This is a genomic window from Nocardia sp. NPDC004711 (assembly GCF_053601595.1).
In genome coordinates, this window is the sequence record NZ_JBSGCB010000063.1 from 19270 (window position 1) to 43715 (window position 24446).

15 protein-coding genes are annotated in these 24446 nt (G+C 70.0%); 11 read left to right on the plus strand and 4 right to left on the minus strand.

Annotated features, from left to right (window positions below; translation table 11 throughout):
• The first annotated feature begins 81 nt into the window (after positions 1-81).
• The 3 genes from ACWEKS_RS40860 (at position 82) to ACWEKS_RS40870 (ending at position 3650) form a co-directional block, all read left to right on the plus strand.
• Positions 82-975 carry a 2-aminoethylphosphonate ABC transporter permease subunit gene (locus tag ACWEKS_RS40860; protein ID WP_452345081.1) on the plus strand — a complete coding sequence of 298 codons (894 nt, stop codon included), beginning with the start codon at positions 82-84 and terminating at the stop codon, positions 973-975.
• Positions 976-978: 3 nt separating this feature from the next.
• The gene (locus ACWEKS_RS40865; RefSeq protein WP_379386556.1) at positions 979-1776 is read left to right on the plus strand and encodes an ABC transporter permease subunit; all 798 of its coding nucleotides are present in this window, start codon (positions 979-981) and stop codon (positions 1774-1776) included.
• A 176-nt stretch (positions 1777-1952) separates the two neighbouring features.
• Positions 1953-3650: a hypothetical protein gene (locus ACWEKS_RS40870; RefSeq protein WP_452345082.1), complete on the plus strand. Its 1698-nt coding sequence runs from the start codon at positions 1953-1955 to the stop codon at positions 3648-3650.
• Between the two features lie 12 nt (positions 3651-3662).
• Here the strand turns inward: ACWEKS_RS40870 and ACWEKS_RS40875 are convergent, their stop codons facing one another.
• The gene (locus ACWEKS_RS40875) at positions 3663-4016 is read right to left on the minus strand and encodes a hypothetical protein (RefSeq protein WP_379402455.1); all 354 of its coding nucleotides are present in this window, start codon (positions 4014-4016) and stop codon (positions 3663-3665) included.
• Positions 4013-4495 carry a hypothetical protein gene (locus tag ACWEKS_RS40880; RefSeq protein ID WP_452345083.1) on the minus strand — a complete coding sequence of 161 codons (483 nt, stop codon included), beginning with the start codon at positions 4493-4495 and terminating at the stop codon, positions 4013-4015. Before ACWEKS_RS40880 ends, ACWEKS_RS40875 begins: the two co-directional genes overlap by 4 nt.
• A gap of 305 nt (positions 4496-4800) precedes the next feature.
• Here ACWEKS_RS40880 and ACWEKS_RS40885 point away from each other — a divergent pair, with 305 nt between their 5' ends.
• Positions 4801-5007, plus strand: coding sequence for a hypothetical protein (locus ACWEKS_RS40885; RefSeq protein ID WP_452345084.1), 207 nt, complete (start codon positions 4801-4803; stop codon positions 5005-5007).
• 22 nt (positions 5008-5029) lie between these two features.
• On the opposite strand, the gene ACWEKS_RS40890 is transcribed toward ACWEKS_RS40885, so the two are convergent.
• On the minus strand, positions 5030-5392 hold the full coding sequence (locus ACWEKS_RS40890) for a hypothetical protein (RefSeq protein WP_452345085.1): 363 nt from the start codon (positions 5390-5392) through the stop codon (positions 5030-5032).
• Between the two features lie 320 nt (positions 5393-5712).
• The gene (locus tag ACWEKS_RS40895) at positions 5713-6072 is read right to left on the minus strand and encodes a DUF4254 domain-containing protein (RefSeq protein ID WP_452345098.1); all 360 of its coding nucleotides are present in this window, start codon (positions 6070-6072) and stop codon (positions 5713-5715) included.
• Positions 6073-6334: 262 nt separating this feature from the next.
• Here ACWEKS_RS40895 and ACWEKS_RS40900 point away from each other — a divergent pair, with 262 nt between their 5' ends.
• From ACWEKS_RS40900 to ACWEKS_RS40930, 7 genes are all read left to right on the plus strand, one after another.
• Positions 6335-7198 carry a helix-turn-helix domain-containing protein gene (locus tag ACWEKS_RS40900; protein WP_452345086.1) on the plus strand — a complete coding sequence of 288 codons (864 nt, stop codon included), beginning with the start codon at positions 6335-6337 and terminating at the stop codon, positions 7196-7198.
• 147 nt (positions 7199-7345) lie between these two features.
• On the plus strand, positions 7346-7753 hold the full coding sequence (locus tag ACWEKS_RS40905; RefSeq protein WP_354837609.1) for an AMP-binding protein: 408 nt from the start codon (positions 7346-7348) through the stop codon (positions 7751-7753).
• Positions 7754-7790: 37 nt separating this feature from the next.
• Complete coding sequence (locus tag ACWEKS_RS40910) at positions 7791-21053, plus strand: amino acid adenylation domain-containing protein (RefSeq protein WP_452345087.1); 13263 nt, start codon at positions 7791-7793, stop codon at positions 21051-21053.
• 65 nt (positions 21054-21118) lie between these two features.
• Positions 21119-22159: an ATP-binding cassette domain-containing protein gene (locus tag ACWEKS_RS40915; RefSeq protein ID WP_452345099.1), complete on the plus strand. Its 1041-nt coding sequence runs from the start codon at positions 21119-21121 to the stop codon at positions 22157-22159.
• Positions 22156-22989, plus strand: coding sequence for an antibiotic transporter (locus tag ACWEKS_RS40920; protein ID WP_452345088.1), 834 nt, complete (start codon positions 22156-22158; stop codon positions 22987-22989). Before ACWEKS_RS40915 ends, ACWEKS_RS40920 begins: the two co-directional genes overlap by 4 nt.
• A gap of 1 nt (position 22990) precedes the next feature.
• Positions 22991-23812 (plus strand): ABC transporter permease, encoded by an 822-nt coding sequence (locus ACWEKS_RS40925; RefSeq protein ID WP_452345089.1) that lies wholly within the window; start codon positions 22991-22993, stop codon positions 23810-23812.
• Positions 23813-23886: 74 nt separating this feature from the next.
• Positions 23887-24396, plus strand: coding sequence for a peroxynitrite isomerase (locus tag ACWEKS_RS40930; RefSeq protein WP_452345100.1), 510 nt, complete (start codon positions 23887-23889; stop codon positions 24394-24396).
• Positions 24397-24446: the final 50 nt, after the last annotated feature.

Sequence of the window (24446 nt, forward strand, 5' to 3'; positions counted from 1 at the left end):
GTCGGGACGGCGCGCGGTGACCGCCGACGAGGGGTCCGAGCGGTTCGCCGGGTCGGCCGCGATGCGGGACGGGAGGCCGTCGTGACCGCCCTGCTCGAATCTCCTTCCGCGGCAGAGGCTCCCGGGACTCGCGAGCCGGGACGGTCATGGCGGCCGGTGCTGTGGACACTGCCGCCGGTGCTGACGGTGCTGCTGATCGCGGCGTATCCGATCGTGCGGGTGCTCTTGGAATCGACCAAGACCAAGTCCGGGCGAGGGGTCGGGACCTGGTCGGCGGTGCTGGCCGAAGAGTCGTTCCGGAATGCGCTGATGCGCACCGTGACCATCGCGGTCAGCTCGACCATCGGCTGCCTGCTGCTGGGGACATTCCTGGCAATCGTGCTGGCATTCGTGCCGTTTCCCGGTGCGCAACTGGTGGGTCGGCTCATCGACTCGGTGCTGACCCTGCCGTCCTTCCTCGTGACACTGGCCTTCACGTTCCTGTACGGGACAGCGGGGGCGGTGAACGCGCTCATCAACCAGATCACCGGTGGTACGCGGCCGGTAGTGAACTTCCTCAGCACGCCCTGGGGCGTGATCCTCGCCGAGGTCACCTTCTTCACGCCGTTCGTGGTGCGGCCGCTGCTGGCAGCGTTCGCGCAGCTGCCGCGCGAACAGCTGGATGTGGCCTCCAGTCTGGGCGCCTCGCCGTGGCGGGTGCTGGCGCAGGTGGTGATGCCGGAGGCCTGGCCCGCGCTGGCGGCAGGCGGCAGCCTCACGCTCCTGTTGACCCTCAACGAATTCGGCATCGTGCTGTTCACCGGGGCCAAGGGTGTCATCACGCTGCCCGCGCTGATCTACACGCGCGGCATCGTCACCTTCGATCTGCCGGGGGCCGCGGTGCTGGCCTCGGTGCAGGTATTGCTGTCGCTCGGCCTGTATCTCGGATACCGACTGCTGTTCGCGCGCCTCACCGGTGCGCGGAAGGAGAGCTGAACCATGCTGGTGTGGACCAGGCGCGGGCGGGCCGCGGTGCTCGCCGTGTTCGGGGTCGTGGTGGCCGTGGTGTTCGTGGCACCCATCGCGACCGTGGTGGCGGCGGCACTGGCCGGACGCTGGAACGGGCCGCTGCCCTCGCAGCTGGGGTTCGCGAACTTCTCCCGGGCGCTGTCGGGTGAGGAGTCCGCGAGCCTGTCGGTGAGCCTGCAGACCGCGCTGCTGGCGGGTCTGCTCTCGCTGGCGCTGGGCACCTGGGCGGCGCTGGCGTCGATGGAGGCGCCCGGCTGGCTGCGGCGGCTCACCGACGCGGTGTTCCATGTGCCGGTCGCGGTGCCATCGGTGGCGATCGGCCTGGGCGTGCTCATCACCTTCAACGAGCGGCCGCTGCTGCTGGGCGGCACCAAATGGATCGTGATCCTGGCGCATACGGTGCTCGTGCTGGCCTACGCCTTCAGCGGGGTCTCCGCGGCGCTGGACCGGCTCGACCCCGGCTATCGGCAGGCCGCCGAATCGCTCGGCGCCGGACCGGCGCGGGTCCTGTTCCGGATCACGCTGCCGCTGCTGCTGCCCGCGCTCGGCGCGGCGGCGGGGCTGGCCATCGCACTGTCCATGGGTGAGCTGGGGGCGACCATCATGGTCTACCCCGCGACCTGGAAAACCCTGCCGGTGGCCATTTTCGCGGCCACCGACCGCGGCGAAGTCTTCGATGCCGCGGCCAGTACCACGCTGCTGGTGCTGGTCACGCTCCTCGCCCTGGTGATCCTGGGCCGCTTGAAAGGTCGTGCGGCGCTGCGCTGACTGCCGGGTCAGCTTTCGGGTCGACCGCACCACACCGCTGACCGCTGCCAGTGAGGGGACGGTCAGCGGTGTCTTGCGTTTATTGCCGGGCGTGGCGGACAGTTGAACGGTTAGGCTCGCCGCGTTGTCGCGTTCGTTCGCGTTGTCGGAGTTACTGCTCGGGCGGGGGTAGTTCGATGGTGGTCGTAGCAGGGTTGTCCGGTGAGTCCTATGACGTGGACAGCGAACCGTTCTATACCGGGGGCAACCGGTCGGTGCAGTACCTGTGCCGGGATCCGCGCGGGCAGCAGCGGCTCTACAAGCTGTACCGGACCCCGGTCACCGGTCCCGACGTCATCGAATCAGCCCGGCAGGCCATGCTCTTCGGGCGGCAGACCGTCCTCGCCGCCGAGGCTGCGGGCGGATCCACCGGGGACGCCGCCGAGGCGGTGAACTGGCCGATCGATCTGGTGCTGCACGAGGGGATGCTGGCCGGGACCGTGCTGCCGCTGATCCCCATGGACTTCCTGCAGCCGGACGGGCGGCCGCGCACGCTGGATCAGCTGTGGGCCGCGCCCGGGCAGGTGGCGTCGTATTTCCGGGCCGGGCTGGCGATCCGGCTGAGCGACATCGCGCGGGTGCTCGAGGAGCGGCAATTCGTGCACGGGGACCTGTCCGCCAGGAACGTGCTGTGGCAGCCGGCCGCGCCGCTGGTGTACGTCATCGACACGGCCGGGCCGACGACGCTCGAAGCGACCCACGACCGGTTCAAGGATCGGTACGACCTGGCGGTGCTGGTGTATCGGACGTTGCTGCCGGATGCCGGGGCGGGGGCGCCCGGTGCGCCGTGGCAGCCGTCCGGGGTGCCCGCCGATCTCGACCCGCGGGTGCGGGCGCTGTTCGACCGGGCCTTCGGCAATGGCGGATTCGGGCCGGATGCCCGGCCCTCCGCGACGGAGTGGAGTGACACCCTGCGGGCGGTGTATCTGACGCCCGACGGTGCGAACTATGTGCCCGAGGCGCTGGCGGTGCTGGATCGGCACGCCGGACAGCCGGCCAGTGCGCCCGCCATGCCGACGGTGGCGTTCGGCGCGCCGACCACGCCGAGCCCACCGAGCGGTTGGTCCGCCCCGCAGCAGCCGGTGGCGTATTCGACTGCACCGCAGTCCAATTCAGCGAACACGGCACTCAAGGTGATCCTCGGCGCCCTGCTGGTGGTACTGGTCATCGCCATCGCGGTGGGCGCGGTGGTGCTCACCGGCAAGGACTCCAGCAAGAACTCGGCCGCCGGCACCTCCACGACCACCACCACGACGGCCCCGCCGACGAGCACCACCGCGGGCTTCGACAAGAACACCCTCAACAAGCAGTCCACCGACAAGACCCCGTTCACGGCGGACGCCCTACTGCCGCAGAGCTTCACCGACAGCAAGGGCGTGGTGTTCACCCGTCACTCCTTCGGCCCCAAGGACTGCGTCTCCAGCAATATGTCGCAGAACGTGAAGACGGCGCTGCAGAACAACAAGTGCCAGCAGATGATGACCGGCGTCTACCTCGACGCCTCCGAGAAGATCCTGACCTCCATCGAGGTCTTCGCCTTCCCCTCCAACACCGAGGCCGAAACCCTCTACAACGGCCTCAAGGGCCAGGACCAGATCTGGGACGTCTGGTGCCCCACCCAGGGCGTCGGCTCCAGCGTCTGCCAGGCCAACACCGACACCCTCTTCAAGGCCACCTACTCCAGCTGGGGCAGCCAGGAATACCGCTACCTCTACGAGTCCTACTCCCTCTATATCAACCTCGCAGTCGACGCCTCCCTCGAACCCAACCTCGAGGCCCCCTCCCGCACCATCCTCAACCTGGTAGGCCCCGACAACTACTGGAAAGACCGCTGACCCCAACCCATCTCAATCGGTGAGCTTGGGATGACCCGTGCCGGCGTGCATGATCCACACGGTTCGTTTGTCGTCGTCGATCAGGTACCAGATGCGGCCACCGCCGGTCACCTCGTACTGCCAGCGCTCCAAGGTAGCCCCCTTCCACAGTGCTGATCCCAGTGCGCCCTTGAGACGGTGGTGCCGGTCCGGATTCGCGGTGGACCGCGGATCGTCGCGGATCGTGTCGAATGCACGGCGCAGGTTGGCCGCGGCCTGTCGAGTGAGGTCCTCCCATCCGGCAACGGCTTCGGTTGTAGCGAAACGAATTTCATATTCCGGGTCGATGGCAGGCGGGGCAGCGCGATCACCTCGCTTGGGACTCACTCGTCACCCCCGGGGAGGTCCGGCGGTTCGACCGCACCCAGATCGCCTTCGGGCTCGCGAGTCAGGAGCGCCAGCAGGGCGGGGTCCGCATGGATTTCCGCGGTGTGCCGCCATTGATTCAGCAGGGTGGCGAGGGGGGCCAGGTTCTCCAGCGACGCGGCACCCTGCGCCACCGATACCAGCTCGGCCACAAACCGATCGACATCCGAATCCGGCAGGAATGTCACCCACGGCAACGCGTCGGGCAGCACCTCCCGGACCGCGTCCGCACCCAGACGCCGGACCAGCCCGGCCAGCAGCCGGGACGTGAAATCGACGACCGCTCCCTCGGCATCCAACTGCTCCACCCGCATCAGCGCCAGATCACCGGCGTCGCGCCGCCGCAACCGCAGCGCGCGAACCCGATCCAACCGGCCGGCGGTCACCGCCGGCTTGTGTAGCAAATCGCTGAATGGGACCACGTCATAGGCAGCGCTCATGACATCCACACTACCTCGGATGTCTGACAATCGGCCACTGATCAGGTGAAATACGACCTGGATCGGCGACGCCACCACGGGATGTCTGCAAGTTTCTGCGGCGGGGCGTCTGCGGGACCAGTTGATCCGTGTGCACGCGCAGGCCTCGGAGTGGAGAGCGTGGCTGCCGGGCGGCGGTCGAGCGTGGCTGCTATCGGAGGAGCTCGATGGATGATCATCAGCGGGGCAACGGTTTTCGGCACTCACGGCCGTTGCGGGCCATTACCTCGGGGTGATAGCGCCTGTCGCATGTGGTGGCATTCGGGGTGGTAGGGGCGACGAATCCGAAGACGGTGGTGTTCTTCGCGGCGGTGCTGCCGCAGTTCGCGGTGTGCGCCAACGGGTGGCTGCCGGTGCAGTTCCTGGTGGTAGGGGCGATCTTCGCGGTGCTGCAGGTGCCTTCGGATGTGGTGTGCGACAAGAATTGGGCCGGTACCCGTTCGGCGGATACCGGCCCAACCTTCTCCGGGTGAGGGATCAACAAGACCCGAAGTCTCAGAGGCCGGCGGTGGCGGCCAGCAGGGTGCGCGAGTAGGTGGCGTCGGTGTCCTCGATCAGGCCGGCGGCCAGCAGGCAGGCGGCGGCCATGTCGAGGGCGGAGTGCTGCAGGGCGCTCAGGGCCTCGGTGAGCTGGCGGCCCTTGTGTTCGAAACCGCGCCGGAGTTGGTGGGCGGAGTCGAAATCCCCGAAGCCGGTGAGAGTATGGGTATCGTGGCTGCGCTCGATTTGCGGGTCCAGTGCGTCTGCGAACCGCAGGAAGTGTGCGGCGCAGGTTCGCGCCGCCCCCACCTCCAGGCGGAATGTGCCGTCCTGGGCCCGCCGGTAGAGCTCGGTGGCCGTGCCCTCGCCCGTGTTCATGACGAACTCCCTCCCTCGAAATGTGAAACGCCGTATTACACCCGCAATTTTGTGAATCCGCCGCCATGTGAATGAAACATGGCGTGAACAAAAACCGCACGGATGGTTTTGGGGCGCTCCGCGATTTATCCAGGCGGGCGTGCCGCGCCAGTCGACCACGCGGCACGCCGGGCGGGGCGCCCCGTTGCGCCCGCCGTCTCGGGCGGGCGACGTCCTACGGTTCGAGCGACCTATTGGTCCGATAACACGACTCGGCTGACGTCACCGCTGACGATCAACGATTCGGTGGCAATACATCAATTGTGTCAATGCATTTGGAATCATTGTTCTGGTAAACGGCGGCGGCCACCGGCCACGTCGATTACGAGATCAGTGTAGCCGTCCACCAGTTCGGCCAGGTGGTACCAGTGTTTATGGGTGTTGTCACTGGCCGCGCCCTCGTGATCGATCACCTGATTGGCCTCCACCCAGCTCCGGGCCATACGGTCGACGACCGCGCCCAGGCTCTCGGTGTGCAGCGTGGCGCCGTTGCGGTGTTGCGGCAGTTCCTGTTCCACCCAATCATTGATATCGTCAACGAGTTCGCTGCGGCGACAATCGATCTCGTTGATCATCATGGGATCCCGTAGCTGGCCGCGACGTTCGTGCAGTTCGGCGAGAGCGTGCGCCGACCGTAGCAACACTCGATCTTGAAATCGCCTCCCCTGGAAGGCACAGAGCAATTGCGGAGCGGTCGGCAGGACGCCGGCTATCGACATGGTCATCGAGACTCCCTATACGCACCCGACAGCATCACTAATCGCACCAACATGATTGGTCTCCGGATTCAGCTATACCGGTCATCGGATCGGTTGTTCACGAATAGGCTAGCTGGATCATGCTCTTACAAATGCAAGAACGCAATACTGCGTTCTAGCAAGTGCGACAAGGGAAAGGGTTGTCATGGCAGGCAAGCGCACCGTGCTCACCGTCCGTTTGCGGCGGCTCGCCGCGATGCTGCACGAGATGCGCGAGAATGCGCAGCTCAGCAAAGAAGTGGTCAGCGCGAAGACCGGCATCAACGTGACCACCCTCTACCGCATCGAAACCGCACAGGCCAGGCCCCAGCGCCGCACCCTGACGGCCATGCTGGACCTCTACGGCATCGGCGAGCCGCAACGTTCAGATGCCTTGCAGTTGCTGGTGGATGCGCTCCGCCCAGGCATGGCACGGTCTTTCGAGGATGCGGTGTCGGAGGTCTACGGCGCCTACATCAACTTCGAAGCCGAGGCGCTCTCGGCTCGGTTCTTCCAGTCCACCTATGTCCCCGGCCTGCTACAGACCGAGGCGTACGCGAACGCGGTGTACCAGACCACCATGCCCAAGATCTCGGATCAGGTTATCGAGCAACGCATCCGGGCGCGCCAGGAGCGGGCCAAGGTGCTCACCAAGGACGATCCGCTGGAGCTGTGGGTGGTGCTGGACGAGGCCGTCATCCGCCGGCTGGTGGGCGGCCCGGAGGTGATGTTCCAGCAATTCACCCTGCTGCTGGAGCACACCGAGAAGCGCAATGTGATCCTGCAGATCCTGCCCTTCGACGCCGGCGCGCACCCGGGCATGCTGGGCTCCTTCACGCTGCTGGACTTCCCGGACCCCGCGGACCCGGAGCTGGTCTACGTGGAGGGCATCGCCAGTGACGAACTGATCGAGGGCCACCCGGAGGTGCGCCGCTACGGCGTGATGTTCGACCAGCTCCGGGCCATGGCGCTGAGCCCGCGCGACTCCATCGCCATGATCTCCCAGACCATGGAGGGCCTGGGCGGCTGATCTTCCACCCACCCCAGGGTGGGTTCATCCGCACCCTCGGAGCGGGTTTCGGCAGCACTGTGGTCGCTATCGGCCGCGGCGCGCGGCGGCGACAGTAGATACATACCGAACGCCACCGCAAGCGCCCCTCCGAGAGGATGATGTTCGATGTGCAAGCCGGTCGAATCGCCCGCCGCCATCGCGATGACCGCCGCCGACTGCGAACTGAGCTACGCCGAACTGGATCGCTGGAGCAACCGCCTCGCGCGCATGCTGCTGCGGCTCGGAGCCCACCCGGGGGCCCGCATCGCGATCGCGGAGACTCCGCAGCTGGAGGCCGCGGTGTCCCGTCTGGCCATCACCAAGATCGGCGCGATTCCGGTGCCGCTCACCACCGAAACCACGGTGGCCCGTGCCGATTTCGGCGTCACCACCAAGGACGGCCGGGAGCGGATCACCGATCCGAGCCGCTGGCTGGTGCTCGACGACCGCTCCACGCTGGTGCAGTACCTCACCGGTTCGGACGCCCCGCTCACCGCGGCGGAACTGCCGCCGGCACGGGAGGCCGCAGCCTGACCGTACCGAATCAATCTCGCCCGCAGGATGTTTCAGAATGGTTTTCAGCACCCTGTCCACATCCACCCCTGATTCGTCCGCGGCCTTCGCTCTCTCGGCGGCCCAGCGCGGCATCTGGTTCGCCCAGCAGCTGGCGGGTGACACGCCCGTCTCGATCGCCCAGTACGTGGAGCTCACCGGCCCCGTCGACGTGCAACTGCTCGCCGACGCGATCCGCCGCGCCGGGCGCGAGTTCGGCACCGGATACCTGCGCCTGACAGAAATCGACGAGCTGCCCCGGCAGCTCGTGGACACCACGCTCGACGACACGATCGACACCGTCGACCTGAGCGACGCGCCCGATCCGGTGGCCGCCGCCCGGGCATGGATGCACGCCGAATACACCGCGCCACTGGACCTGACCCGCGACCGGCTGTGCCTGATCGCCATGCTGCGCCTGGGCCCGGACCACTGGTACTGGTACTCGCGGTTCCACCACATCCTGATCGACGGCGTCGGCGCGCTCACCATGCTGCAGCGCACCTCCGAGATCTACAACGAGGCCGCCGCCGGGCACGAGATTCCGCCCGGCCGGGCCGAGCCGTTGCAGCGCATCGTGGAAGCCGATGCGGCATACCGGGATTCGGACAAGCTCCAGGCCGACCGGGAGTACTGGCGCGCGCATCTGGCGGGCCTGCCCGAACCGGCGCTGCTGGGCAAGCGCACCGGCGCGGTCGACGCCCACCCCCGCCTGCTCAGCGGCACACTGCCGGAATCCACGGCGGCCCTGCTGGATTCGCTCACCACCGCCCTGTCCACCAGTCCGGCGCCGGTCGTGGTGGCCGCCTTCGCCGCCTACGTCGGCGCCATGACCGGGGCGGGCGAGATCGTGCTGAGCCTGCCGGTGTCCGGCCGCACCACCGCCGTCCTGCGCCGCTCCGGCGGCATGGTCGCCAATGTGGTGCCGCTGCGGCTACGTCCCTCCCCCACCGCCACGGTCGGCGATCTCGTCCGCGCCACCCAGGGTGAGCTCACCGCCGCGCTGCGCCGCCAGCGGTACCGGCAGGAGGACATCATCCGCGACCTCGGCTGGGCCATGGACGAGGTCGCGGGCTTCGGCCCGACGGTCAATCTCATGCTCGCCGACACCCGCATCCGCCTGGGCGGGGTCACCGGGCAGCTGCACGTGCTGACCTCGGGCCTCATCGACGACCTGTTCGTGAACGTCTATCCGGGCGGCGGCGCGGAACGCACGCACATCGACTTCCAGGCCAATCCGAACCGCTACGACGAGCCCGAACTCGCGGTGCTGCACGCGCGCTTCCTGGAGTTCCTGCACCGCTTCCTGGCCGGTGGCGCCGAACAACCGCTGGCGGCGGTGACCGCGCTCTCCGAAACCGAACGCGCCGAACTGGCCCCCGCACAGGGCCGCGACGGCGCCGGTCCGCGCACGCTGCCCGAGATCCTCGCGGCGGGGGCGGGCCGGGACCCGTCGGCCATCGCCCTGCGGGTGGACGGCACCGCGTTCACCTACCGTGAGCTCACCGAGTACACCGATCGGCTGGCCCGGGTGCTGATCGCGGCGGGGGCCGGACCGGAACGCACGGTGGCGATCTCGATCCCGCGTTCCGCGGAGTCGGTGCTGGCCATGTGCGCGGTCGCCCAGACCGGCGCGGCGTTCGTGCCCGTCGACCCCGGCTATCCGGTCGACCGCATCGAGCACATGCTCACCGACAGCGGCGTGGTCGCGGGCGTGACGGTGGCGGGTTCCCGGGCGGCCCTGCCGGATCGGGTCGAGTGGCTGGTGCTGGACGACCCGGCCACCGAGAAACTCATCGCCGCAAGCGATTCCGGTCCGATCACCGACGCCGACCGGCGCGCGCCCCTGCACCTGGACCAGGTCGCCTATCTCATCTACACCTCCGGCTCGACCGGGCTGCCCAAGGGCGTCGCCGTCACCCATCGCGGCCTGACGAATCTGGTCACCGGTTCGGGCGCCGCATTCGGCGTCGGACCGGATGCCGTGGTGGCGCACGCGGTCTCGCCGAGTTTCGACATCTCGGTGGAGGAACTGCTGGTCGCCCTCGCGGTCGGCGCGACGGTGGCCGTGGTGCCGCCGGCCGCCTACGCGGGCGACGAGCTGGCGCGGGTGCTGCGGCACCTGGAGGTCACCCACCTGAATGTGACACCGGCCGTGGCGGGTTCGCTGGAACCGGACACGCTGCCGCGGCTGCGCACCGTGGTGGTGGGCGGCGACTCCTGCCCGCCCGAGCTGCCGGTCCGCTGGGCCGGGCGGTGTGTCATCAATGGCTACGGCCCGACCGAGGCCACCGTCACCGCCACCCTGAGCGCCCCGCTCGCCCCCGGCGATCCCATTACGATCGGCGCGCCCTCGCGGGGCATGGGTGCGGTCGTCCTCGATCCGTGGCTGCGTCCGGTGCCGCCGGGCGTGACGGGTGAACTGTATTTGTGCGGGCCGGGTCTGGCCCGCGGCTACCACCAGCGCATCGGCCTGAGCGCCGAGCGTTTCGTGGCCAGCCCGTTCGACTCGGGCGCGCGCATGTACCGCACCGGCGACCTGGTGCGGTGGCGCCGGCGCGGCGGCCGCTGGGAACTGGAGTACCTGGGCCGCGGCGACACCCAGGTGAAGGTGCGCGGCTTCCGTATCGAACTCGGCGAGGTGGACGCCGCGGTGGCGCGGTATCCGGGGGTCGAGATGGCGGTCACGGTGGGCGCGACCACGCCCGGCGGTGCCACCGCGCTGGTGTCCTATGTGCTGGCGGCCGATTCGGTGGTCGCGCCGGAGCAGGTGAAAGCCACCGTGGCCCAGTCACTTCCGGCGCACATGGTGCCATCGGTCGTGATGGTGCTGCACTCGCTGCCGCTCACCCCGGCGGGCAAGGTGGATCGCCGCGCGCTGCCCAGACCCGATTTCGGATCCGGCCCCCGCGCCGGTCGCGCGCCCGCCACCGAGCGGGAACGGGCGCTCGCGGAGGTCTTCGCCGCGGTGCTCGGGGTGGAATCGGTTGCGGCGGACGACAATTTCTTCGCCCTCGGCGGCGACAGCATCGTGGCCATCCAGCTGGTGGCGCGCGCCAAGGCGGCCGGACTCGGGCTGCGGGCCCGGGATGTGTTCGAGCACAAGACCGTCGCGGCGCTGGCCGTCGTCGCCACCGAGGTGACCGGCCCGGTGGTCCAGGAATTGCCCGGCGGCGCGGTGGGCCCGGTGCCGCTCACCCCGATCGTGCATGCCATGCTCGAGCAGGGCGAGACCTGGCCCAGATTCGCTCAGGCCGTGCTGATTCCGCTCCCCCGCGCTGAAGACATTTCCGCCTCCGGCGCTGAAGACACTTTCGCCTCCGGCGCTGAACACACTTTCGCCTCCGGCGAAGCCGGCCGATCCCGGCTCACGGCCGCGGTGCAGGCCCTGCTCGACCGGCACGACCTGCTGCGCAGCACCCTCACCCACCGGCCCGCGAACGGCAGCGGCCCGTGGGAGTGGCGGGTCGGCGCGCCCGGCACGATCGAGGCCGGGGCCCTCATCGAAACCGTGACCGCCGCACCCGGCACCGACGGCGAGGATGCACTGCAGCGCGCGGCCGACCTGCTGGATCCCGCCGCCGGCATCGTGGCCCGCTTCGTGCTCATCGACCGCGAGGACGCCCCGCCACTGCTGTGGGCGGTGCTGCACCACCTGGTCACCGACGGCGTGTCCTGGCGCATCCTGCTGCCGGATCTGGCCACCGCCTGGGCGGGCGGACCGCTCGCGCCGGTGGGGACCTCTTTCCGGCGCTGGGCGCACGGGCAGGTCGAGCAGACCCCGGCGCGCGCGGCCGAGATCCCGCAATGGCGGCGGATCCTCACCACACCGGACCCGCGGCTGGGCACCCGGGCCCTGGATCCGGAGCTCGACACCGTGGCCACCATGGGCCAGCTGCGGACCGTCATCGACAGCGATACCGCCACGGCCGCACAGGAACTCATTCCGGCGCGCTTCCACTGCGGACTCGACGACGCCCTGCTCACCGCGCTGGCGCTGGCGGCGAGCCGCTGGCGGCGCACCCGCCGGACGCTGCTCACCGTGGAGGGGCACGGACGCGAGGAATCGGTGCTGCCGGGTGCGGACATCTCACGCACCATCGGCTGGTTCACCAGCGTGTTCCCGGTGGCGCTCGACCTCGGCGACCTCGACCTCGACGACGCCTTCCGGGGCGGGCCCGCGGCGGGCGCGGCACTGAAGGCGGTGAAGGAGCAGCTGCGGGCGATTCCCGACAAGGGCGTCGGCTTCGGCATGCTGCGCTACCTCGGCACGGGACCCAACCGGCTCGACGATTCGCCCACGCCGCAGATCAGTTTCAACTATCTCGGCCGCACGGGCGCGGGGGTGGAACATCCGGGCGGCGCGGAAACCCCGTGGGTGCCGGTCAGATTCGCCGCCACCCAGGACGATCGCGCACCGCTGGCGGCGGTCGTCGACATCAATGCCTTCCACACCGCCGCCGGCCTCGAGGTGACCTGGGCCTACGCGTCGCGGCTGCTCACGCCCGGGCAGGTGCGGGAGTTCGCGCGGCTGTGGGGGCGGGCGGTCACCGCGCTGGTGGCCCATGCCCGGCACACCGGAGCCGGCGGGCACACGCCCTCGGACTTCCCGCTGGTCACGGTGGATCAGGCGCAGATCGACGCCTGGGAGCGGGAATACCCGGACCTCACCGAGGTCTGGCCACTGTCGCCGCTGCAGTACGGCCTGCTCTTCCACGCCCGCTACGACACCGACACCGCCGACGGGTACACCGTCCAGACCCGGCTGTCGCTGGCCGGCCGGGTCGATGCCGGGCGGCTGCGCACGGCCGCGGCGGCGCTGACGGCTCGGCACGAGGTGCTCCGGGTGGCCTACGTCGAGACCGCCGACGGCCCCCGGCAGCTGGTGCTCGGGGAGGCCGAGATCCCCTGGCAGGACATCGATCTCACCACCATCGAGGAACCGGCCGAACGGCAGCGGGAGCTGGCCCGGCTCATCGCCGTGGACGCGGGCACCCGCTTCGACCTCGCCCGGCCGCCGCTGCTGCGCTTCAGCCTGGTACGCACCGAACCCGAGGCGTACACGCTGCTCATGACCAATCACCATCTGGCCCTGGACGGCTGGTCCACGCCGCTGGTGGTGCGCGAGCTGCTGGCCGGCTACCTGGCCGCGGTCACCGGGCACGAGATCGCGCAGGCTCCGGCACACTCGTATCGCGAATTCCTGGCCTGGCTCGATCAGCAGGACGACGCCGCGTCCCTGGCGGCCTGGACCGAGGCGCTGGCCGGGGTCGACGCACCGACCCGCGCGGTGCCCACCCTCGCGGGCATCACCTCGACCGAATCCGGCATGGTCTCGGCCGAATTCACCTCGGCGCGACTGGAACGGCTCACCGACACCGTGCGCAGCGCCGGGGCCACGGTGAACACCGCCGTGCAGGCCGCGTGGGCGCTGCTGCTGACCATGCTCACCGGCCGCACCGACGTGGTGTTCGGCGGCACCGTCTCCGGGCGGCCGCCGCAGCTCGCCGGGGTCGAGGAGATGGTGGGGCTGTTCATCAACACCCTGCCGGTGCGGGTGCGGCTGGATCCCGGTGAGCGCGTGGGCGATCTGCTGGCCCGGGTGCAGGCCGAGCAGGCGCGGCTGCTGGACCACCAGCACGTCGGGCTGGCCGCCATCCACCGGGCGGTCGGGCTGCCCGAGCTGTTCGACACCCTCACCGTCTTCGAGTCCTATCCCATCGACCGCGAAACCCTCTCGCGCGCACTGGATATCGCGGGCATGCGGATCCTCGACGTGTCCGGCACCGACGCCACCCCCTACCCACTGAACCTCATGGTGATCCCGCAGCGCGCCGCCGACGGCAGCGAAAGCCTCACCATCACCGTCAAATTCATGGCCGATGAGCTGCCCGAGGCCGCCGCGCGCCGGCTGCTCGACCGGTTCGTGCTGCTGCTCGACCAGATCGCCGACCATCCCGAGCGCCGCACCGCGCAACTGCAGCACTGCGATCCCATCGAACGCACCCAGCTGCTGCCCGTCCGCGGCGGCACGCCCAGCCCCCTGCGCACCCTGCCCGACATCCTGGCCGCGGGCGCGCGTGTCAATCCGGACGGCATCGCCCTCAGCTCGGGCGCCCTCAGCATGACCTACCGCGACCTCGATGCCTGGTCCAACCGCTTCGCGCGAGTCCTGTTGCGGCGCGGGGTCGGCCGCGAGAGCTTCGTGGTGCTGGCCCTGACCCGGTCGGTGGAATCCGTGGTGGCGGTGTGGGCGCTGGCCAAGACCGGGGCGGCGTTCCTGCCGCTGGACCCCAGCTATCCGGTCGAGCGCATCGAGCACATCCTGAGCGACTCCCGCGCGCCCATCGGGGTGACGGTGTGCGCGGTCGGCGAGACCCTGCCCGGCAGTATCGACTGGCTGCTGCTCGACGACCTCAACACCATCCGCCGGGTCATGACGGTGTCCGACGCGCACATCACCGACGCCGAACGCGGCGGGCCCATAAACCTGGCCCAGACCGCCTACCTCATCTACACCTCCGGCTCGACCGGCAAGCCCAAGGCGGTGCTGCTGAGCCATCGTGGACTCGCCAATCTCGTTGCCTCGCAGCAGAGTCTGCTGGACCTGGACGAGACCTCCAGCACCCTGCAGGTGGCCTCCCCCAGCTTCGACGCCTCGGTGCACGAACTGCTCATGGCGCACGGCGCGGGCGGGCGGCTGGTCATCTCACCGCCGGATGTGTACGGCGGCAGCGCACTCGAGGAACTGCTGCGCACCGAAGGGGTGACACACGCGGTCATCACGCCGTCGGTACTGGCCACCATGAATCCGGCGGGACTCGACGAACTCGGCTGCCTCTCGGTGGCCGGTGAGGCGGCCGGGCCCGAACTGGTGGCCACCTGGTCCGCCGGGCGGCGCCTGGTGAACCTGTACGGCCCCACCGAATTCAGCGTGTGGGCCACCGGACCGGGTGAGCTGCTGGCGGGCGAGCCGATCACCATCGGTGCGCCCATTCGCGGCGCGGCCGCCCTGGTACTCGACGGCTGGCTGCGGCCGGTGCCCATCGGGGTGACCGGGGAGCTGTATCTGGCCGGGCCCGCACTGGCGCGCGGCTACTTCAACCGATTCGGGCTCACCGCCGCCCGTTTCGTCGCCAACCCGTATGCCGCGCCCGGCGCGCGCATGTACCGCACCGGCGACATGGTGCGCTGGGTGGAGGTCAAGACACCCGACGGCGCACAGCTGGAGCTGGAATACCTGGGCCGCAGCGACTTCCAGGTCAAGATCCGCGGCCTGCGCATCGAACTCGGCGAGATCGACGCGGTGCTCGCCGCCGACGAGCAGGTCGACTACGCCGCCACCCTGGGCTGCCCCGGCCCGGGCGGGCAGACGGTGCTGGTCTCCTACGTGGTCGCCGCGGCCGGGCACACCCTCGACACCGAACTGCTGCGCACCCGCGTCGCCGCCGCGCTGCCGGGCTACATGGTGCCGAGCTACCTGATCGCACTCGACGATGTGCCGCTGACCCCGGTCGGCAAGCTCGACCGGAATGCGCTGCCCGCACCGGATTTCGCGACCCTCGACCAGCGCTACCTGGCCCCGCGCACCGCCGTCGAAACGGCCGTCGCCCAGGTCTTCGCCGACGTCCTCGACGCCGAGCGCGTCAGCATCGACCGCTCCTTCTTCGACCTCGGCGGCAACTCGCTCACCGCCACCCGCGTGGTGGCCCGGGTGAACGCCGCCCTCGGCGCGACCATCGCCCTGCGCGACCTCTTCGACGCGCCCACCGTCGCGCAACTGTCGTCCCGCATCGTCCCCGGCACCGAGACTCCCGGGCTGCCGGTACTGGCCCCGCGCATCCGCCCGGACCGAATCCCGTTGTCCCCGGCGCAACAACGGATGTGGGTCCTCAATCGCCTGGACCCGGGCTCCGCCGCCTACAACATCACCGCGGCCCTGCGCCTGACCGGCGAGCTGGATACTGCGGCCCTGCGCGCGGCGGTCGCCGACGTGGTCGCCCGGCACGAATCGCTGCGCACCATCTACCCCGCCGACGCGGACGGCCCCCGGCAAGTGGTGCTCGGCGCCGAAGCGGCCGCGCCGCAGATCAGCTTCGCCGAGACGGACTACGGCCCGGACCTGCGCGCGGCCATTGCCGAAAGCACGGGGGCGGGTTTCGATCTCACCCGCGAAGCCCCGCTGCGGGTCCGTGTGCTCCGGCTGACCGGCCCGGCCGAGGTGCACGTGGTGGTGCTGGTGGTGCACCACATCAGCGCGGACGGGGCCTCCATGGCACCGCTGGCCACCGACCTGGTGACGGCGTATCTCGCGCGCAGTGGCGGCGCGGAAGCCGAGCGGCCGCCGTTGCGGGTGCAGTACGCCGACTATTCGATCTGGCAGCGGGAACTACTGGGCGACGAGGCCGATCCGGAATCGCGTGCCGCACAGCAGATTCGGTACTGGAAGGAACGGCTGGCGGCGACGCCCGACGTGCTGGAGCTGCCGACCGACCGGCCGCGACCGGCGGTGCAGAGCCTGCGGAGCATGGATCTGGAGTTCCGGCTCGACGCCGGATTGCACGCTGCGCTCACCGAATTGGCGGCCGCGACCGACACCAGCCTGTTCATGGTGTTGCATGCGACGCTGGCGGTGCTGCTGTCGCGGCTGTCCGGCACGCCCGACATTCTGATCGGGACCGCCGTGGCCGGGCGCGGCGAGGCGGCCCTCGACGACCTGGTCGGCATGTTCGTGAATACGCTCGCCCTGCGCACACCGGTGGATCCCGCCACCGGGTTCCGGGAGTTCCTGGCGCAGGTGCGGGCCACCGATCTGGACGCCTTCGCGCACGCGGAGGTGCCGTTCGAGCGGCTGGTGCAGGTTCTGGACCCGCCGCGGTCGACAGCCCAGCATCCGCTGTTCCAGGTGTCGTTGTCGCTGCAGAACTTCCAGCCACCGACCGTCGAATTCCCCGGTCTGCGGGTGACGGTCGAGCCCATCGAGCGGGACGCCTCGCAGTTCGACCTGACCTTCGATCTGCGCACCCCGCTGCCCGGCACCGAGGCCGCCGGGCTCGACGGCACGCTCACCTTCGCCACCGACCTGTTCGACGAGGCCACCGCCGCGCGGCTGGTGACCCGGTGGCAGCGGATCCTCACCGCCGTCACCGCCGACCCCGGGGTCCGGCTGTCGGATATCGACCTGCTCGACGCCGCCGAACGGACCGCCCTGGTGCCGCTGCGCGGCCCGAGCCACCAACGGATCACCACACTCGCCCAGGTTTTCCGGGCCGCCGCCACCGCCCACCGCCTGTGCCCGGCCATCATCGCCGACGGGCGCGCGGTGTCCTATCGCGAGCTGGACACCGCCTCCCAGCGGCTGGCCATGCAGCTCTCGGCCGCCGGAGCGGGATCGGAAACAATTGTGGCGCTGGCCCTCTCGCGCGGCGTCGAACTGATCACCGCGATCTGGGCCTGCGCCAAGGCCGGGGCGGCCTTCCTGCCCATCGACCCGCGTCACCCCCTGGACCGCATCGATCACATGCTGGCCGACTCGCGTGCGGTGCTCGGGCTCACCACCAGCGCCCACCGGCCGCTGCTGCCCGACACCGTCGGCTGGCTGGTACTCGACGATCCCGCCGCCTCCAGCGTGCGGATCGCAGTGGGGCAGAGCCGGATCCGTGCCATGACCACGTACCCTGATCAGCCCGCATGGCTCATCTACACCTCCGGGTCCACCGGCACACCCAAGGGCGTCTCCGTCTCGCATCGAGGCATCGCCGACCTCGTGCGGGCCCAGCGGGAACTGCTGGGCCTGGGTGAGCACTGCCGCGTACTCCAGGTCGCCTCACCGAGTTTCGACGCCTCGGCCTTCGAGGCGCTCATGGCCTTCGGGTCCGGCGGCACCGCCGTGGTCGCCCCGCCCGAGGTGTTCGGCGGCGAGGCGCTGTCGGATCTCATTGCGGCGCAGGGTGTCACGCACCTGGTGATCACGCCGTCGGCATTGGCGACCCTGGACCCGGAGGCGGTGTCCAGCGTGCGGGTGCTGGCAGTGGCCGGCGAGGCCATCGGCCCGGACCTGGTGGCCCGGTGGTCGAGCGGGCGCACACTGATCAACCTCTACGGGCCCACCGAATTCACCATCTGGGCAACGGCTTCCGAACCCTTGACCGCCGGGCAGCCGGTCACCATCGGCACTCCGATCCGAGGTGCGGGCACCCTCGTCCTCGACGATCGCCTGCGCCCGGTGCCGATGGGTGTGGCCGGGGAGCTGTACCTGGCCGGACCGGCCCTGGCGCGCGGCTATCACGCGCGACCCGGTCTCACCGCGGCCCGCTTCGTCGCCGACCCGTACGGGCGGCCCGGTGAACGGCTCTACCGCACCGGCGATCTGGTGCGCTGGACCGGCTACCTCGACGAACTGCGCCTGGAATACCTGGGCCGCACCGACTTCCAGGTCAAGGTGCGCGGCCAGCGCATCGAACTCGGCGAGATCGATGCCGCGCTGTCCGCCGCCGAGGGCGTCGAATTCGCCGTCACCCTGGGCGTTCCCGGACCCGGCGGCGCCACCGCGCTCGCGGCGTATCTGCTGCCGGAGCCGGGGTGCGAGGTCGACCTGGCCGCCGTGCGCGCCCACGCCGCCGACCGGCTGCCCGGTTATATGGTGCCGACCGCGTTCGTGGTGCTCGACGCCATCCCGCTCAATGCCGTCGGCAAGCTCGACCGCAAGGCGCTGCCGGCGCCGGTGTTCGAGGCGGCGACCGAATACCGGGCACCGAGCACCGAGCTGGAAACCGTGCTCGCCGAACTCGTCGCCGAACTGCTCGGCCGCGACCGGGTCGGCGTGCACGACTCGTTCTTCGCCCTCGGCGGCGACAGCATTCTCGCCATCCAGCTGGTCTCCCGCGCCCGGCTGCGCGGCATCGAACTCACGCCATTGCAGATCTTCGAGCATCGCACCGTCGCAGCGCTGGCCGCGCTCGCGGCGGCCGCGGGCGAGACCGTCGTCCTCGCGGAGCTGCCCGGCGGCGGAGTCGGCGAGCTGCCGCTCACCCCCATCGTGCGCTGGATGCTCGAACGCGGCGGCGACCACCGCAGATTCGCGCAGACCGCGGTGCTGGAACTGCCGCAGGGCATCGGGCGCGAGCAGCTCGTCGCCACCGTCACCGCCGTCGTGGACCACCACGACGCCCTGCGCGCCCAGCTCGCCTACGCGGACGGCGACTGGCGGATGAGCATCCGCGAACCCGGCGCAGTCGATGTCGACACGCTCCTGCATCGCATCGAATTCGACACCGCCGATGCGGTAGACCTGCGCGAATACGCCGTCACCGAACTGGATTCCGCGCTCGGCCGCCTCGACCCGGCCACCGGGACCGTCCTGCAGCTGGTGTGGCTGGACCCGGCCCCGGGCAGCCCCGCCGACCGCCGCGGCCGCCTCATCCTGGTCGCCCACCACCTGGTCATCGACGGCGTGTCCTGGCGCATCCTCATTCCGGACCTGATCGCCGCCTGGGCGCAGATCAGCGGGGACACGCCACCGATCCTGCCGGCGACCGGCACCTCCCTGCGCCGCTGGGCGCACGCGCTCGAGGAGGCCGCGCAATGCGAAACCCGCACGGCCGAACTGGATTACTGGCGCGAGGTGGCCGCCACCCCCGACCCGCCGATCGGGCCGCGCGCGCTCGATCCCGCCGTCGACCGGGTGCCGGCCGTCCGCACCGTCGAGATCGAACTCGACGCCGACGTCACCACCGCCCTGCTCACCACCCTGCCCGCACTGTTCGACGGCACCGTCGAGGACACCCTGCTGGCCGCGCTCACGCTGGCCGTCATGCGCTGGCGCATGGAACCCGGCGCGGCGGTGCTGATCCGGCTCGAAGGGCACGGGCGACAGCAGGAAATCGTTCCGGGAGCCGATCTGTCGCGCACCATCGGCTGGTTCACCACCGTGTACCCGGTGCGACTCGCCCTGTCCGACATCCCGATTCGCGACGCCTTCGCCGGCGGACCGGCCATGGGCACGGCCATCCGGGCGGTCAAACACCAGCTGATGTCCGTGCCGGACAAGGGCATCGGCTACGGCATGCTGCGCTACCTCAACCCCGAGACCGCCGCCGAACTGCCCGACCGGGTGCCCGGCCGCATCGGGTTCAACTACCTCGGCCGCTACGCCACCGCCGACATTCCGGCCGGGCTCGAAGATCTCGGCTGGCTGCCCACCGACGAGTTCGGCGACCTGCACGCCACCGAGCACGCCGACGTGCCCGTCACCGCCGAGATCGAGATCAATGCCGTCGTGGCCGGGGACCGTCTACAGGCCGCCTTCACCTTCCCCGAAACCCTGCTGCCCCGCCACGAGATCACCATGCTGGCCCACCTGTGGACCGACGCGCTCGCCGCCGCAGCCTATTTCGCCACCTCACCGGCCGCCGAGCTCGCCGCCGAGGCCGAGCGCCAGTATCTGCGCGACCAGCAGGCCGCGGCCGAACTCGCTGCCATCCGGGCGGATTCGACGCCGGGACTCGGCCTGGACGTGGTGCTGCCGATCCGGCCCGGCGGCGACGAGCCCGCCCTGTTCTGCATCCATCCGTCCTCCGGCATCGCCTGGACCTACCTCGGCCTGGCCGACGTGTTGAACCCCGGTCGTCCCATCTACGGCCTGCAGGCCCCGGACCTGTCCGGCGAACCGCACGCCCGCAGCATCGCCGAATTCGCCGCGCGCTACGTGGCCGAAATTCGCCGACTGCAACCGCGCGGCCCCTATCATCTGCTCGGATGGTCCTTCGGCGGCCTGATCGCCCACGCAATGGCCGCCCAGCTAGCGGCAACCGGAGACGAGGTCGGCACCCTGGCCCTGCTCGACGCGGACAGCACCGATATCGACGGTGACAGCATCGACAAGCTCACCGCCGGCTCCTTCGTCGCGGCTTTCGGCTCGGTCTTCGGGATCACCGACATCCCCGCCGACACCAGCGCCGGACAGGCAGCGGCCATGATCCGCGACCGCATGAGCGGCGTCAGCCTGGTCGACGCGCAGACCCTGGAACGCATGGCCGCCTCCTACAACGCCTCCGCCGCCACCCGCACCGGCTACCAGCGGCCCGTATTCCATGGCGACGCACTGTATTTCAGCGCCACCGTGCACACCTCCGACATCTTCGGACCCGCCGGCTGGCGACCCTGGATCACCGGGACCATCAGCAACCACGACATCGACGTCAGCCACGACGAACTCACCGCACCGCACGCGCTCGCGGCCATCGCACGCATTCTCGACGCACACCTGGGAGGGACGCCGTGAACATCGACAGTGGCAAACCCGATACAACAAACGTGGAAACCAGGACGGTCGCACCCCCGAGCAGCGTGCACACCGGCGTCGACGGCGTGGTCGTCGAAGACGTCGAGAAATCCTTCGGCGCGGTCCGGGCGCTGCGCGGCATCACCTTCAAGGCCGCGCCCGGCGAGGTACTCGGCATCCTCGGACCCAATGGCGCGGGCAAGACCACCACGGTCAATATCCTGTCCACCCTCATCGCGCCCGACAGCGGGCGCGCCCTGGTCGCCGGGCACGACGTCGTCACCGACGCCGCCGCGGTCCGCCGATCCATCATGCTGACCGGGCAGTTCGCCGCCCTCGACGACGCCCTGTCCGGGTACGAGAACCTCGTCATGTTCGGCCGCCTCATGGGCCTGCGCAAACGCGCCGCCCGCGCCCGCGCCGACGAACTCGTCGAGGAATTCGACCTGGTGCAGGCCGCCGGACGCCGCGTCGGCACCTACTCCGGCGGCATGCGACGGCGCATCGACATCGCCTGCGGACTCGTGGTGCGGCCCGAGGTGGTCTTCCTCGACGAACCCACCACCGGCCTGGATCCGCGCAGCCGGCAGGGCGTCTGGGACCTGGTCGGCGGCTTCCGCAAACACGGCATCACCACCCTGCTCACCACGCAGTACCTCGAAGAGGCCGACGCGCTCTGCGACCGCATCATCGTCATCGACCACGGCCTGGTCATCGCCGACGGCACCGCCGACGAACTCAAGGCCCGCACCGGCGGCAGCTACTGCGAGATCGTGCCGCTGCGCATCGAGGACCTGCCCGCCATCGCCCGCGCCCTCGGCGACCTGCTGCCCGCCGCCAATCGCGAAGCGCTGACCGGGGATTCGGACCGGATCGCCATCCCCGCGCCGGAGGGCGCCAAGACCCTCGCCGAGGCGCTGCGCCGGCTCGACACGGCCGGAATGGAACTCGTCGACATCGCGCTGCGGCGCCCCTCCCTCGACGACGTCTTCCTCGAGCTCACCGGGCACATCGCCAAATCCGAAGAGGCCGAAGATGATTCGCCGTCGGTCCGGTTCCGGACGACGGACGGGGGCTTCAGCGCCGAGGATCGGACCCGGGCATGACCGCCGTCGAGGCCGCACCCGCCGGGTGGCTCACCAACGTCCGCGCCACCCCCGCCACCCTCGCCCAGTGGTGGGTGCTCACGGTGCGGCTCATCGTGCCCTCGGTCAAAACCGGCGAAATCATCACCGCCATCCTGGCACCCATCACCTTCACCGCCAGCTTCTACATCCCGCTCAACCGCGTGATGTCCTTCGCCGGACTGGGATTCAGCAGCTACGCGCAGTTCATGGCGCCGATCGTCATCCTGCAGGCGTGTGCCTTCACCGCGGTCTCCGCCGCCTTCCGCGCCGCCACCGACGCGGTCTCCGGCCTCGACCGGCGCTTCGACGCCATGCCCATGCACCCGCTCGTCCCCGCCGCGGCGCGCATGTCCTCCAATGTGTTCCGGCTGCTCATCGGGCTCGCCTCGGCCGTGGTCAGCACCCACGTGATCGGGTTCCGCTTCGTCGGCGGCACGGTGCACACCCTGGGCTTCCTGGCTCTCGGACTGGCCATCGGCATCGCGTTCTGTCTCGGCGCGGACGCCATCGGCACCGCCACCCACAGCCCCGAGGCCACCACCCAGGTGCTGGTACTGCCGCCGCTCATCCTCGGCATGCTCTCCACCGGTCTCGCCCCCGCCCACCAATTCCCGCACTGGGTCCAGTTCTTCGTCCGCAACCAGCCGGTCTCCCAATTCGCCGAGGGACTGCGCGCGTTCGGCGGCGACACCCTCGGCAAGGCCCACCCGGTGACCTGGTCCCTCATGATGCCGCCGCTGCTGTGGCTCGTGGGCAGCACCGCGCTGGCCTGCTACTTCATCGCCCGGCAGAACCTGAAGAGGTCCTGATATGGCCACCCTCGACCACCCCGAACTCGCCGACACCATCGTCTTCGGCGAAGGCTCGGCCCCAGCTCTGCTGCGGCACACCTGGATTCAGACCCAGCGCTTGCTGCTGCGCTGGGTCCGCGACCCCATCACGCTGCTCGAAACCCTCATCGTGCCGTGCCTGCTGCTGCTCATGCTCGACATCGTGGTGGGCTCACAGATCCAGAAGTTCTCCGGCCACAGCGCCCTCTACGGATCCACCCCCATGGTGACCCTGGTCGGCGCGCTCTCCGGAACCGTGGCCAGCGGCGTCATGCTCGGCCGGGAACGGGAGGCGGGCATCCTGTCCCGCTTCTGGGTGCTGCCGGTGCACCGCGCATCCGGGCTCGCCGCGCGCATCATCGCCGAGGGCTGCCGCATCTTCGCCGGAACCGTCGTGATCATCTGCTTCGGCACCGCGCTCGGCTTCCGCTTCCGGCAGGGACCGTTGCAGGCCTTCGCCTTCCTGTGGATTCCGGTGCTGTTCGGGCTGGCCTTCGCCACCATGGTCACCGCCATCGCCGTGTTCACCGCCAAGTCCACCCTGGTCGAGGCCGTCGCACTGCTGTCGTCACTGCTCATGTTCTTCAGCACCGGATTCGTGCCGCTCCCGGCCTACCCCCAGTGGATTCAGCCCGTGGTCCGCGATCAGCCCATGTCGGTCGCCGTCGACACCATGCGTGCGCTGGCCGAGGGCGGACCGGTGGCGGGCCCGCTGACGCGGACCCTCGCCTGGACCGCCGGCCTGATCATCGTGTTCGCCATCCCCTCCGCCTACGGCTACCGCCGGGCCAGCCGCCGCTGAGATCAATACCCCTATCCGGGAATGTCGGCGCCCAGGCGCGGCTACCTCCCGCAGCTACGGGTCGGCCGATTAAGCTGTCCGCCGTGCTCGAACCCGAAACCACCGTCGCGCCGCACCCCGATATCGCCCACCTGGCCCCGCTGCTGGGCAGCTGGCGCGGCCGCGGCCGCGGCGAATACCCGACCATCGAACCGTTCGAGTACCTCGAGGAAGTGCACTTCGGCCACGTCGGCCGCCCCTTCCTCACCTACCGGCAGCGCACCCGCGCCGCCGACGGCAGCCGGGCCATGCACAGCGAGGCCGGATACCTGCGGGCGATCAGCCCCGGCCGCATCGAGCTCATCCTGGCCCATCCCACCGGTATCACCGAGATCTGCGAGGGCAGCCTGGTGACCGAGGACGGCGAGCTGCGCCTGGAACTCGACTCCACCTCGATCGGCCTCAGCAGCACCGCGAAATCGGTGACCGCGCTGGGCCGCACCATCACCGTCACGGGCGACACCCTCGAGTACTCGCTGCGCATGGCCGCAGTCGAGCAACCGCTGACCCATCACCTCGCGGCAACCATGCAGCGGCAAAACTGACAGGGAACTTCGGACTCCAACCCGGCCCGTAACCTGCCGCATCTCCGTCC